The organism is Amycolatopsis minnesotensis, from assembly GCF_039529815.1.
Taxonomy (GTDB): Bacteria; Actinomycetota; Actinomycetes; order Mycobacteriales; family Pseudonocardiaceae; genus Amycolatopsis; species Amycolatopsis minnesotensis.
On the sequence record NZ_BAAANN010000028.1, the window covers coordinates 57,874 to 70,252 of the forward strand.

Here is a 12,379-nt window from a genome sequence, read left to right on the forward strand (position 1 = left end):
ACGAAGTCCAAAGTAGACCACTAAGAAATCGTTGCGAGACAAGAAACAACGCAACCGGCGGCCAGGCTGCGCAAGCCGCCCCGCCTCCTCCAGTCCAAAGCCATTTTTAAACAGAGACCCAACACGACGACCGGCACCGCGCAAAACCAACCAACCAGCCATCATCGAGCCAAAACCTGATGCATGAACTCGATGAGCCACCGCTGCGGCGCACTCCGCGCATGCGAATGGCGCGCATAGATCGACACCCGCACCGGTTCGACCTCGAAGGGCAGTTCCAGCAGCCGGACGGGATGGTTTCCCGCGAACACGGTGGCGACGTCGCGCGGCACCATGGCCACCAGTTCGCCGTTTTGGACCAGGTACGGCAACGACGCGAACCGGGTCATCTCCAGCACCACCGAGGAGAGCAGGCCGCGTGCTTCGAGTGCTTTGCGCGGGCCTTCATGGCCGGTCGGGCCGAAGACGGTCACGTACTGCTCGCCGCCGAGTGCCGCGGCGGTCAGGCGCTTTCCGCGCAGGCGCGGGTGGTTCGCCGCGACGACGCCGACGTAGTCCTCGTCGAAGAGGGGGACGCGGGCGATGCGGTGCGAGCTGATCAACGGCGACGCGATGAAGGCGTCGATTTCGCCGCGGCCCACCTGATCTTCGGCGTTGACGACGTCCAGTGCGCGCACGGTGAGCGTGATTCCCGGCGCCTCGGTGCGCAGTGCGGCCATCAGCCGAGGGAGCAGCGACACCTCGCCGAGGTCGGAGAGGCACAGGGTGAACCCGGCGCGCGCGGTCGCCGGGTCGAAGGTCTGCGTGCCGCTCACCGCCGCTTCGATCGAGGCCAGCGCGGCGTGGAGCGGTTCGTACAGTTCGCGCGCGGTCGTGGTCGGGGCCAGCCCGGCGCCGGTGCGGCGGAACAGTTCGTCGCCGAAGCGGCGGCGCAGCTTCTGCAGGCTGTAGCTGATGGTGGGCTGGGTGACGTGCAGGGCCTCCGCCGTCGAGGTCACGCTGCGGGTCTCGTAGAGCAGCACGAACGTGCGCACGAGGTTCAGGTCGAAGTCCGCCATATAGATCCCATCGATACTGCCTCAGCGAAACATCTATTGGAACATACTCGCCGCCGTGCTTAGGGTCGAGTCACTCTCATCACCGAGGAGGACCTGGACGATGTCGACGGCCCGCCGGATCGCGCACGAGTTCCTTGAGCGCCAAGGGCTCACGACGATCTTCGGCAACCCGGGTTCGAACGAGCTGCCGTTCCTCGCGGAGCTGCCGGGCTCGTTCCGCTACGTCCTCGGCCTGCACGAGGGCGCCGTTGTCGGCATGGCCGACGGGTACGCACAGGTGACCGGGCGCCCGGTGCTCGTCAACCTCCACGCGGCGGCCGGATCCGGCAACGCGATGGGCGCGCTCACGAACGCCGTCTACTCCGCGTCACCGCTGGTGCTCACCGCGGGCCAGCAGGTGCGCTCGGTGATCGGCATGGAAGGCATGCTGTCCAATGTGGACGCGGCGCAGCTGATGCGGCCGCTGGTGGGCTGGTCTGGTGAACCCGCCTGCGCGGCGGACGTGCCGCGGTCGCTGGCGCAGGCCGTGTTCGAGGCGCAGCTCCGGAAGCGCCCGACGTATCTTTCGGTCCCTTATGACGACTGGGGAACCGAGATCGACGCCAACGCGGCGGCCGTGCTCGACCGCGAGGTTCGCCGCGGCGCCGCCCCGAGCGAGCAGGATCTGGACTGGCTCGCGAAGCAGGTGACGGCCGCGAAGAACCCGGCGCTGGTCCTGGGCGGCGACATCGACGCCGGCGGGTTGTTCGACCGCGCGGTGGCCCTCGCCGAGCACCTGGCGCTGCCGACCTGGGGCGCGCCGTCGCCGTTCCGGCTGTCGTTCCCCAACCGGCACCGGTTGTCCCGCGGTGTGCTCCCGGCGGGGATCGCCGACATCTCGAAGGCGATGGAAGGCCATGACCTGGTGCTCGTGCTCGGCGCGCCGGTGTTCCGGTACCACCAGCACGTCCCCGGCCCGTACCTGCCGGAGGGCGCGCGGCTGGTGCAGGTGACCGGCGACGCGGAGGCGGCAGCGCGCGCGCCGATGGGCCAGGCGCTCGTCGCCGATCCCGGCGCGGTGATCGAAGCGCTGCTGGGGTTGCCCGCGCGCGACGGCGCGGAACCGGATTTCGTGCCGAACCCGGAACCCGCGGTCTCCGGTGACGCACTGCATCCGGAGCAGGTGTTCGCCGCGTTGCGGGACACGCAGCCCGCCGACACGCGCTATGTGGTCGAGTCGACATCGACGAACGCCGCGTGGTGGCGGCAGATGGATCTCCGCCACGGTGGTTCGTACTTCTTCCCCGCCTCCGGCGGACTCGGTTTCGGCCTGCCCGCGTCGGTCGGCGTGGCGATGGGGGATCCCGGCCGTCCCGTCGTCGGCGTGATCGGGGACGGTTCGGCGAACTACGGGATCACCGCGCTGTGGACCGCCGCCCAGTACCGCGTGCCGGTCACCTTCGTCATCCTGCGCAACGGCAGCTACGGCGCGCTGCGCTGGTTCGCCGGGTTGCTCGGCACCCCGGACGTCCCCGGCACGGAGATCCCCGGCATGGACTTCACCAGCATCGCGGCCGGGTACGGCGTGCCCGCGACTTCGGTGCGCGAACTCGGCGAACTGCGCGCGCAGCTCGCCACGGCGTCCGCGGGACCGAGACTGATCCAGGTCGACACCGCGCTTACGACCCCCGAATAGAGGATGCACATGCCTGGAACGCTGCTCGACAGCACGATCTGGCAGGACAGGATCCACGTCGGCGCGTGGACGGCGGGAGGCGGCGGCACCCGGCAGGTGGTCGAGCCCGCGACCGGCGCCACGCTGGGCAGCGTCGGCATCGCGACCCCCGACGACGTCGAGCGCGCGGCCGCGCAGGCCGCCGAAGCGCAGCGCGCGTGGGCGTCGACGTCTCCGCGGAAGCGGGCCGCGGTGCTCCGGCGTGCGGGTGAGCTGTGGGAGCGGCACGCGGACGAGGTCGCCGGCTGGCTCGTCCGCGAAGCGGGGTCGACCAAGGCGAAGGCCGCGATCGAAACCGAGATGGCGGCGGGGATCTGCTTCGAGGCGGCGGCGCTGCCGACGCATCCGAGCGGCGAGGTGCTGACCTCGGAGGAGCCGCGCTGGTCGTTCGCGCGCCGGATGCCCGCCGGGGTGGTGTCGGTGATCGCGCCGTTCAACTTCCCGCTCATCCTTTCGATCCGGTCGGTCGCACCCGCGCTGGCGCTCGGCAACGCGGTGCTGCTGAAGCCGGACCCGCGCACGGCGGTGTGCGGCGGCGTCGCGCTGATGCGGGTGTTCGAGGAAGCGGGCCTGCCTGCCGGGCTGCTGCACCTGGTGCCGGGTGACGCCGCCGTCGGAGCGGCCGTGGTCGCCGCGCCGGAGGTTTCGGTGGTGTCGTTCACCGGGTCGACCGCGGCCGGGCGCAAGGTCGGCGAGGCGGCCGCCCGCGGGCTCAAGCGCGTTCACCTGGAACTGGGCGGCAACAACGCGCTCGTGGTGCTGCCGGGCGCCGACGTCGCCGCCGCCGCTTCGGCTGGCGCGTTCGGCTCGTACCTGCACCAGGGCCAGATCTGCATGGCCACCGGCAGGCACCTCGTGCACGAGTCCCTTGTGGACGATTACGTGCAGGCGCTGGCGAAGAAGGCCCGCGCGCTGAAGCCGGGCGATTACCTCGGTCCGATCATCGACGGCAAGCAGCTCGCGAACATCGGCAGGATCGTCGACGAGAGCGTCGCCGCGGGTGCGACCGTCGCCGCGGGAGGGAAAGCCGAAGGGCCCTACTACCTTCCGACCGTCCTAACCGGACTGAACGCGGACACGCCAGCGTGGCGCGAAGAGATCTTCGGCCCGGTGGCGCCGGTGCGCGCCTACCGCGACCTCGACGAGGCGGCGGCGATGGTCAACGAGTCCGAGTACGGCCTTTCGGTCGGGATCCTCGGCGATGTCGGCACCGCGATGCGGCTCGCGGACCGGGTGCGCTCCGGCAAGGTGCACATCAACGAGCAGACCGTCGGCGACGAGCCCAATGTGCCGTTCGGCGGTGTCGGCGACTCCGGGAACGGGTCACGCTTCGGCGGGGCCGCCGCCAACATCGAAGCGTTCACCGAAGTCCAGTGGCTCACCGTCCGTGCCGAGATCGCCCGCTACCCGTTCTGACCTCCCGCAAGCGAAGGAGCGAGGCAATGGCGCCTGCTCGATCGCGGTGGCCGGCCGTGCTGTGCTGGCTCACCGTCCTGCTCGAAGGCTATGACCTGGTGGCGCTCGGGGCCACCATCCCGACCGTGCTGCGCAGCGGCTACCTCGGGTTCACCCCCGCCGGTGCCACCGCGGTCGCGACGATCTCGCTGTGCGGGGTCGCGGTCGGCGCGGCGTGCGTCGGCCCGCTCGCCGACCGGTTCGGCAGGCGCGCGCTGCTGCTCGCGTCCGTGCTGGCGTTTTCGGTGTTCACCCTGCTGACCCCGCTGGCGCCGACCGTGCCGGTGTTCGGCGTGCTGCGGTTCCTGGCCGGGCTTGGCCTCGGCGCGTGCATGCCGGTCGCGCTCACGGTGATGTCCGAGCACCTTTCCGAGGCGAAGCGGGCGTCGGCCAGCACGCTGACGATGACCGGTTACCACGTCGGCGCGGTGCTGACCTCGGTGCTCGCGCTCGTGGTGGTCGAGGACTGGGAGATCTTGTTCTACGCGGGCGGGATCGTCGGGCTGCTGGTGCTGCCGGTGATGTGGTTCCGGCTCCCGGAATCGGCGGCGTTCCTCGCGGCGAAGGGAAAGGCGCGCGAACGGCGGACCGTGCTGAGCCCGCGGTACCGGCGGGCGAGCATCGCGGCCTGGGTCGGGTCGTTCATGGGGCTGCTGCTGGTCTACGGGCTCAACACCTGGCTGCCGCAGCTGATGCGCACCGCCGGGTACGCGATGTCGACCTCGCTGACGTTGTTGCTGGTGCTCAACGTCGGCGCGGTGCTGGGATTGCTGCTGGCCGGGCGGGTCGCGGACCGCCGCGGCATCAAGCCCACCGCGCTGGTGTGGTTCGCCGCGGGCGCGATCCTGCTCGCCGTGCTGAGCCTGCGGATCGGCAGCACCCTGCTGCTCAACGCCGCCGTGCTGCTGACCGGGGTGTTCGTGTTCTCCGCGCAGGTGCTCATCTTCGGCTACGTGGCGAAGACCTTCCCGACCGAGACGCGGGGGACAGCGCTGGGGATGACCTCGGCGATCGGCAGGCTCGGCGCGATACTCGGCCCGTTCGTGACCGGTGCGCTCGTCACGGCTGGAGTGGCCTACCCGTGGGGATTCTGGTTCTTCTCCGCGGTGGCGCTGCTCGGCCTGGCGGCGATGTCGTTCGCCCCGGTGGCACAGGCCGCACCCGACGAGGCCCATGCCTCGCCCGCACACCCGCGAGGGCGGGAACAGCGGCGTCAGAGTCCCTGAAGGCCCCGCTGCACGCTCCCTGGGAGAATGTCCGCTGGGCGGACGCGGGCCGTCAGAAATCGGCCGTTGGTGGGTTCACGCCGGGGCGCGGGCGCGTCAGAATCGAGGCATGACTGCCTTCGAGCCGATCCACGGTCAGCCCTACGACGCCGTCCCGTACCGGCCTGACCGGATGGCGGCGGACGAGTCCGTCACGAGGTCCGCCGAGCTGCGCCGTCGCATGGACGAACGCCGGACCGTCCGGATGTTCTCCGCCGACCCGGTGCCGGAACAGGCCGTGCTGGACGCGATCGCGGTCGCCTCCACCGCGCCGAGCGGGGCCCACCAGCAGCCGTGGACGTTCTGCCTGGTCACCGATCCCGACGTGCGGCGGCAACTGCGCGAAGCCGCCGAAGAAGAGGAGCAGATCTCCTACGACGGCAGGCTCGGCGACGAGTGGCTGACGGCGTTGCGGCCGATCGGCACGGACGCGGTGAAACCGCACCTGACGGACGCGCCCTATCTGATCGTGGTCTTCCAGCAGCGCTACTACCTGGACGAGAACGGGGAGAAGCGCAAGCACTACTACGTGGACGAATCCGTCGGCATCGCGGTCGGCATGCTGCTCACGGCCCTGCACCTGGCCGGGTTGTCGGCGTTGACGCACACGCCGTCGCCGATGCGGTTCCTCGGCGAGCTCCTTGGCAGGCCGCGCAACGAGAAGGCGTTCGCGGTGATCCCGGTCGGCTATCCGGCGCGGGACTGCGTGGTGCCGAACCTGACCAGGAAAAGCCTCGACCAGGTGCTCGTGCGGATCTGACGCCACCGGCGTGGTCCCCCGGATTCACGGCGAGGTCACCCAGAAGACCCAAGCGCACCGCACTCAGGGCGATGCGCTGGGCAATCGTCCGCCCCGAAGCATGACCCAACGCGATTTCCTTGTGACACAAGCATTTCACGATCACGGTTCGCGAAGCCGTGGCACGTCCGGGCTACCGGATGTGCCACGGCGGAGTGGCGCTCGCGCACCGAGGAGTGACGGCGGTTCCCTTCGGACGAGTCCACCAGCAGGGTGAGCGGGTCAGCAAAGCCCAGGAAAGGGAACCCGTGATGCGACTTCGCTCCGTGGCCGTGGCCGTCGTCAGTGCCTGCGCCCTCGCGGTGGGGGTACCGGCCACCGCGTCGGCCACCGAAGGGGAGTTCACCTACTGGTACAACGACGAGGACGGCGAGCTTCGGCAGGGCGCGCTCGTCGACCCGCCGAGTGGCTACTGCCTCGAGATCCCCGAGATCGCGGACTTCTCCGACGCGCACGCGTTCCGGCCGCACAACCGGACCCGTTCGAGTGCCAGGATGTTCCGCGAAGCGGATTGTGAAGGCGGCGCCTTCTACACGCTGCGCTCCGGTGGCCGGGCCGGCGACAGGCTCCTCCTGCGCTCAGTGGTCTTCGGCTAACGGCGCCGGTGAACACGGACCGAAGCGGCACCAGGGTCACCCGTGACCACTGCCAACCCGACCACGCCCGCCTACATCTCCGAGTGCCGCGCCCCCGGCAGCGCAAATTTTGCCGACCGACCAAAGATACAGTTCAGCACGACCGCGGCGACGCAGCCCGCGCTGATGCCCGAGTTCAGTACCGTTTGGACGGCCGCGGGGAAGTCGGCGTAGAACTGCGGCGCCGCGATCGGGATGAGGCCGATGCCGAGTGACGCGGCCACGATCGCGACGTTCGCGGGGTTGTCGAAGGCGGCCTTCGCGAGCGTGCGCACGCCGCTGACCGCGACGCTGCCGAACAGCACGAGCCCGGCGCCGCCGAGCACCGGCTGCGGTACGAGCGCGACGATCCCGCCGCTGATCGGGAAAACGCCCAGCAGCACCAGGATCGCCCCGCTCGCGGCCACGACGTAGCGGCTGACCATCCCGGTCAGCGAGACCAGGCCGATGTTCTGCGCGAACGCGGTGCAGGCGAAACCGCCGAACACCGTGCTGACGGCGGTGGCGAAGCCGTCGGCGCGCAGGCCGTCGCCGAGTGTCTTCCCGGTGGTCGGCCGGTCCACGATTTCGCCCAGTGCCAACATGTCCGCGGTGCTTTCGGCCATCACCACGAGCATCACGATCGCCATCGACACGATGGCCGCGAGGTCGAACGCGGGCGCACCGAAGTGGAACGGGGTGGCGATGCCGAACGCGGGCGCCTGCGTGAGCGTGCTCGTGTCCACCTCGCCGAGCGGCCACGCGACCGCGGTGCCGGCCACGAGCCCGAGCAGCAGCGCGACCCGGCTCCAGAACCCGGACAGGAACCGGGTGAACGCCAGCACCGCGAGCATGGTGACCCCGGCGAGCAGCAGCCCGGACGGCCGCACCGTGTCCTGCTGGTCCGACACCCACTTCACCGCGACCGGCAGCAGCGAAACGCCGATGAGCGTGATCACCGTGCCGGTCACCAGCGGCGGGAAGAACCGGGTGAGCCGCGAGAAGAACGGCGCTGCCAGCACCACCAGCGCCCCGCCGATCAGCGTCGCGCCGTAGACCACGCCGAGCGCGTTCGAACCGTGCTGCTTCGCGATGGACAACACCGGCGCCACCGTCGCGAAGGTGACCCCGTTGACGAGCGGCAGCCGCGCGCCGAACCGCCACACGCCCAGTGTCTGCAACAGGGTCGCCAGCCCCGCGGTGAACAGGCTCGCGCTGATCAGCAGGCTCAGTTCGCCCGCGCTCAGCCCCACCGCGGCGCCGATGATCAGCGGCGGCGCGACGACGCCCGCGTACATCGCGGCGACGTGCTGGAACCCGCCGGCGATGAGCTGGAGGGCGGGTGGTTTCCGGTCGACGGGGTGCGTGGTGGTGAGCGTGGCGGTCACAGGGCCGTCCTTAGAACGTGGTGTGCCAGGCGGGTCCGGGGTCCGGCGCGTCGTCGCGCAGGACCGATCCTTCGATCAGCCCATACGGGCGGTCGGCCGCGTAGAAGACCTCGTTGTCGTTGGTGAGGCCGAACGGCGACAGGTCGACGAGGAAGTGGTGCTTGTTCGGCAGCGACAACCGCACCTCCGCGATCTCGGGGCGCGCTTCGAGCGCCGCTTCCCCCATCGCGTAAAGCGTTTGCTGCAAGGAAAGACTGTGCTTGCTCGCGAACTTCTCCAGCAGGATGCGCCTGATCTCGCCGAAGCTCTTCGCCCAGTCGCACTCGGCAGTATCGAGATCGGTGTGCCGCCAGCGCGCGGTGACCGCGGTCGCGAGGATGCGGTCGTTCGTTTCCGCGAGCGTCGTGTAGCGGTCGCGGGGGAAACCGTGGAACTCCGAACCGGTCGACTTGAGCACGGTGAGCCCGGTGAGCCCGGAAACCACCCAGGTCTGTCCGTCTTGGACGGTGACCGCGGTGGTGCGGCGTTCGTCGCCCGCACCGGAAAACGCGTGGTCGTGCGGCTCGCCGTCGACCGGGATCCGGTGCCAGCCGTGCTCTTCGACGAGGATCCGCGCGCCGGTGATGTGGCTGAACTCGCCGACGAAGTGCCGCGCGAGGCGCAGCGCGAAGTCCTCGATCTCACCGACACCGTGTTCCTTGGCGAAGGCGTACACCGTGTTCTTCTGCGTGTCGGTGGCGACGACGTCGGCGTTGTCGCCGGTCAGGTGCGTGCGTTCGAGGCTGCCGCGCAACGCCGTCGACACGGTCAGGTCCTTCAGGTGGTGCACCGGCCCCGACCTGTCCACCGTCACGAGGCGGACTTCGGCCTTGCCGTACTGGTTCGGGCCAAGCGAGATGCCCATGGTCAGCTCCCTCGGTAGGTGGAGAAGGCGAACGGGCTCAGCAGGATCGGGACGTGGTGGTGCGCGCGCGGGCCGGTGATCCGGAAGCACACGGTGATCTCGGGGAAGAACCCGTCCTCGCCCTGGTACGCCTCGGTGTCGAAGACGAGCCGGTAGACGCCCGCGTCCAGCGTTTCGGGGCCGAGTTCGCGCACCCTGCCATCGTCGTCGGTGCGACCGGTGGCGACGGATTCCCAAGTACCGTCCCGCTTTTCGAGCCGCACGTCGATCCCGGCCGCCGGTTTCCCCGCCGCCGCGTCCAGTACGTGCGTGGTCACCGCGCTCATGGCTCCTCCGCCGGGAAAAACACGTCGTCGGCACTCATGCCGTCACCGCCTTCCGCAGTCGCAGTTTCGCGATCTTCGCCAGTTCCGCACCCGCCACCGCCAGTTCGGTGGCGGGATCGTTGGTCAGCCGCGCGCGCAGGTCCGCCAGCAGCTCCGCGCCGGATCGGCCGCTGGCGCACACCAGGTAGACGTGCCCGAACCGGGTTTCGTACTCCGCGTTGGCCGCCTGGAACAGCGCGGCCTCCGAATCGTCCACTCCGGACTGTTCGGTGCTCGACCAGCTGTCCTTTTCGGTCTTCGCGCCGATGCGGGGATGCGCGGCGATCGCGGCCTCGACCTCGCCGGCGCGCAGGGGCTCCGCCGCTTCGGCCGCCTTCACCAGCGCGTCCACGTCCGGGTAGGGCCGCCCGTCGAGCAGGGTGCCGGCCCAGCGGGGGACGGCGAGGCACGCGGTCAGCAGCGGCCCGGCTTCGTCGTCGGCGGCCGAATTGAACCAGGACAACTCCATTGATGCTCCAAGATTCTGCATCGTGGAAGGAAGTTTTCTGTTCTCGAAACGGTACGACCGGGTTCGCCGGGCGTCAACAGTTTGTTGAATCCCGTGCTCAGGACTCGTCCCGGTGCAGGTAGTTGTACACGGTGAACCGGGTGACGCCGAGCGCTTCGGCGACCGCGGCCACGGATTTGCGCAGCTGAAACGCGCCGTGCTCTTCCAGCAGGCGCACCGCGCGCTGCTTGCCGGGCCGGTCGAGATCGCCGAGCCGCGTGCCGAGTTCGGCCTCGACGGCACGGACGAATCCATCCAGCACGCTCGTGTCGCCTGCCGTGGGTGGAGTGCCCCTGGGGGTCGTGCCGAGGCGCAGCGTCACCTGGGTCGCACCACCGTCGAGCGCGGCGCGCACGATCGACGGAAGCGCGTCCAGCACGGCGTCGTGGTCCCCGTCGGCCGACGTGCCGAGCGGGCCGAAGTCGGTGCGCAACCCGGCTCGTTCGGCCGCTTCGCAGGCGCGGACGGCGTGTTCCGGCGGCGGTCCTTCGCCGCGGAACGGCTCGCTGGTGAACTCGGCATGCAGCTCCACCCGCGCACGGTATCCCGGCGACGGGACGTTGACGAGACGAGCCGAAGCGAGTTACTGTCGTTATGCGAAAATAAAGTTCCACAATACGAAATCGAGCGGAGGTATTCGTGCCGCACTCCCTGCGCTACGACGTGAACCTGTCCATGCTCTTCAAGGAGCTGCCGCTGCTCGAACGGCCGGCGGCCGCGCGCGAAGCGGGGTTCGACGCGGTCGAGTTCTGGTGGCCGTTCGATGAGGCCGTGCCGGGCGACCGCGCCGTTGACGACTTCGTGCGCGCGCTGTCCGACGCCGGGGTTTCGCTGGTGGGGCTCAACTTCTTCGCCGGTGACATGCCCGCGGGCGATCGCGGGCTGATCTCGTGGCCCGGCCGCGAAACCGAGTTCGCGGACAGCGTCGCGGTGGCGATCGGCATCGCCGAGCGGACCGGCTGCCGCAGCTTCAACGCCCTGTACGGCAACCGGATCGACGGTATCGAACACCGGGCGCTCGCACTGTCCAATCTGGATCTCGCCGCGAAGGCCGCTTCCGGGATCGGCGCCGCGCTGGTGATCGAGCCGCTCTCCGGCGCGGACCGCTACCCGATCAGGACCGCGGCCGAGGCGATCGCGCTGATCGACGAGGCCGGGCACGGCAACGTCGGACTGCTCGCGGACCTGTACCACCTCGCCGTCAACGGGGACGACCTCGATGCGCTCCCCGGGCAGGTCGACCGCATCGGGCACGTGCAGATCGCGGACGCGCCCGGCCGGGGCGAGCCGGGCACCGGCGAACTGGACTTCGAACACCACCTCGGAGCGCTGGAGGCCGCCGGGTACGGCGGCTTCGTCGGCCTCGAATACGCACCCACTGGCGATCCGTTCGCCTGGCTGCCACGGGAAAGAAGGGGAACCGCATGACACGACTGGCTTTCATCGGGCTCGGCATCATGGGCCTGCCGATGGCGAAGAACCTCGTCGCGGCCGGGTTCGAGGTGGCCGGGTACAACCGCAGCAGGTCCAAAGTGGACGCCTTCGCGGCGGCGGGCGGCCGTGGCGCCGATTCGGTGCGGGAGGCGGTGCGCGGCGCCGAGGTGATCGTGACGATGCTGCCGGACTCGCCCGACGTCGAAGAGGTGGTTCTGGGAGACGTGCTGGAGAACGCGGCCGAGGGCGCGCTGCTGATCGACTGCAGCTCGATCCGCCCCGAGGTCTCCCGGCGCGTCGCCGAAGAAGCGGCGGCGAAGGGGATCCGCGCGCTGGACGCGCCCGTTTCCGGCGGGGAGCAGGGCGCGATCGACGGCGCACTGTCCATTATGGTCGGTGGCGCGGCGGCGGACTTCGAGTCGGCGCGCCCGGTGCTCGACGCCGTCGGCGGAACCGTCGTGCACGTCGGCCCGGCCGGTTGCGGTCAGACCGTCAAGGCGGCCAACCAGCTCATCGTCGCGGGCACCATCGAACTGGTCGCGGAAGCGCTGGTGTTCCTGGAGGCGCACGGCGTCGACACCGCGGCCGCGATCACCGTGCTCGCGGGCGGGCTCGCCGGGAACCGGATCCTCGACCGCAAGGCCGAGGCGATGGCCAAGCGCGAGTTCACCCCCGGCTTCCGGGTGGAACTGCACCACAAGGACCTCGGCATCGTGCAGTCGGCCGCGCGGGACGCGGGCGTCGCGATCCCGCTCGGCGCCGCGGTCGCCCAGCTCATGGGCGCGCTGAACGCGCAGGGCCACGGCGCGCTCGACCACGGCGCACTGCTCAAGATCGTCGAACAGCTGTCCGGCCGCGGCCGGGGAACGGAGTAG

At 70.2% G+C, this 12,379-nt stretch carries 13 protein-coding genes; 7 read left to right on the forward strand and 6 right to left on the reverse strand.

Annotated elements, in window-relative coordinates:
* Positions 1-161 precede the first annotated feature (161 nt).
* Complete coding sequence (locus ABD256_RS29995; RefSeq protein ID WP_344426417.1) at positions 162-1,058, reverse strand: LysR substrate-binding domain-containing protein; 897 nt, start codon at positions 1,056-1,058, stop codon at positions 162-164.
* A 100-nt stretch (positions 1,059-1,158) separates the two neighbouring features.
* On the opposite strand from ABD256_RS29995, the gene mdlC reads away from it, so the two are divergent.
* From mdlC to ABD256_RS30020, 5 genes are all read left to right on the forward strand, one after another.
* Entirely contained in the window at positions 1,159-2,733 is a 1,575-nt protein-coding gene (gene mdlC / locus ABD256_RS30000) for a benzoylformate decarboxylase (protein ID WP_344426420.1), read from the forward strand.
* A 9-nt stretch (positions 2,734-2,742) separates the two neighbouring features.
* Positions 2,743-4,188, forward strand: a complete 1,446-nt coding sequence (locus ABD256_RS30005) for an aldehyde dehydrogenase family protein (RefSeq protein ID WP_344426423.1) — start codon at positions 2,743-2,745, stop codon at positions 4,186-4,188.
* A 26-nt stretch (positions 4,189-4,214) separates the two neighbouring features.
* Positions 4,215-5,453 carry an MFS transporter gene (locus ABD256_RS30010; RefSeq protein WP_344426426.1) on the forward strand — a complete coding sequence of 413 codons (1,239 nt, stop codon included), beginning with the start codon at positions 4,215-4,217 and terminating at the stop codon, positions 5,451-5,453.
* A 109-nt stretch (positions 5,454-5,562) separates the two neighbouring features.
* Positions 5,563-6,252: a nitroreductase family protein gene (locus ABD256_RS30015; protein ID WP_344426429.1), complete on the forward strand. Its 690-nt coding sequence runs from the start codon at positions 5,563-5,565 to the stop codon at positions 6,250-6,252.
* 290 nt (positions 6,253-6,542) lie between these two features.
* On the forward strand, positions 6,543-6,887 hold the full coding sequence (locus tag ABD256_RS30020; protein WP_344426432.1) for a hypothetical protein: 345 nt from the start codon (positions 6,543-6,545) through the stop codon (positions 6,885-6,887).
* A gap of 71 nt (positions 6,888-6,958) precedes the next feature.
* Here ABD256_RS30020 and ABD256_RS30025 read toward each other — a convergent pair whose 3' ends face one another.
* From ABD256_RS30025 to ABD256_RS30045, 5 genes are all read right to left on the reverse strand, one after another.
* Positions 6,959-8,293 carry a nucleobase:cation symporter-2 family protein gene (locus ABD256_RS30025; protein WP_344426434.1) on the reverse strand — a complete coding sequence of 445 codons (1,335 nt, stop codon included), beginning with the start codon at positions 8,291-8,293 and terminating at the stop codon, positions 6,959-6,961.
* Positions 8,294-8,303: 10 nt separating this feature from the next.
* Positions 8,304-9,197, reverse strand: coding sequence for a factor-independent urate hydroxylase (gene pucL / locus ABD256_RS30030; RefSeq protein WP_344426436.1), 894 nt, complete (start codon positions 9,195-9,197; stop codon positions 8,304-8,306).
* 2 nt (positions 9,198-9,199) lie between these two features.
* Complete coding sequence (gene uraH / locus ABD256_RS30035; RefSeq protein WP_344426438.1) at positions 9,200-9,523, reverse strand: hydroxyisourate hydrolase; 324 nt, start codon at positions 9,521-9,523, stop codon at positions 9,200-9,202.
* A 34-nt stretch (positions 9,524-9,557) separates the two neighbouring features.
* Positions 9,558-10,031 carry a 2-oxo-4-hydroxy-4-carboxy-5-ureidoimidazoline decarboxylase gene (gene uraD, locus ABD256_RS30040; RefSeq protein ID WP_344426441.1) on the reverse strand — a complete coding sequence of 158 codons (474 nt, stop codon included), beginning with the start codon at positions 10,029-10,031 and terminating at the stop codon, positions 9,558-9,560.
* 97 nt (positions 10,032-10,128) lie between these two features.
* Positions 10,129-10,602 carry a helix-turn-helix domain-containing protein gene (locus ABD256_RS30045; protein ID WP_344426444.1) on the reverse strand — a complete coding sequence of 158 codons (474 nt, stop codon included), beginning with the start codon at positions 10,600-10,602 and terminating at the stop codon, positions 10,129-10,131.
* A gap of 143 nt (positions 10,603-10,745) precedes the next feature.
* Between ABD256_RS30045 and ABD256_RS30050 the strand changes: the two genes are divergently transcribed.
* Both ABD256_RS30050 and ABD256_RS30055 read left to right on the forward strand, forming a co-directional pair.
* Entirely contained in the window at positions 10,746-11,498 is a 753-nt protein-coding gene (locus tag ABD256_RS30050) for a hydroxypyruvate isomerase family protein (RefSeq protein ID WP_344426626.1), read from the forward strand.
* On the forward strand, positions 11,465-12,379 hold the full coding sequence (locus ABD256_RS30055; protein WP_344426629.1) for a 2-hydroxy-3-oxopropionate reductase: 915 nt from the start codon (positions 11,465-11,467) through the stop codon (positions 12,377-12,379). The genes ABD256_RS30050 and ABD256_RS30055 overlap by 34 nt, the downstream gene beginning before the upstream one ends.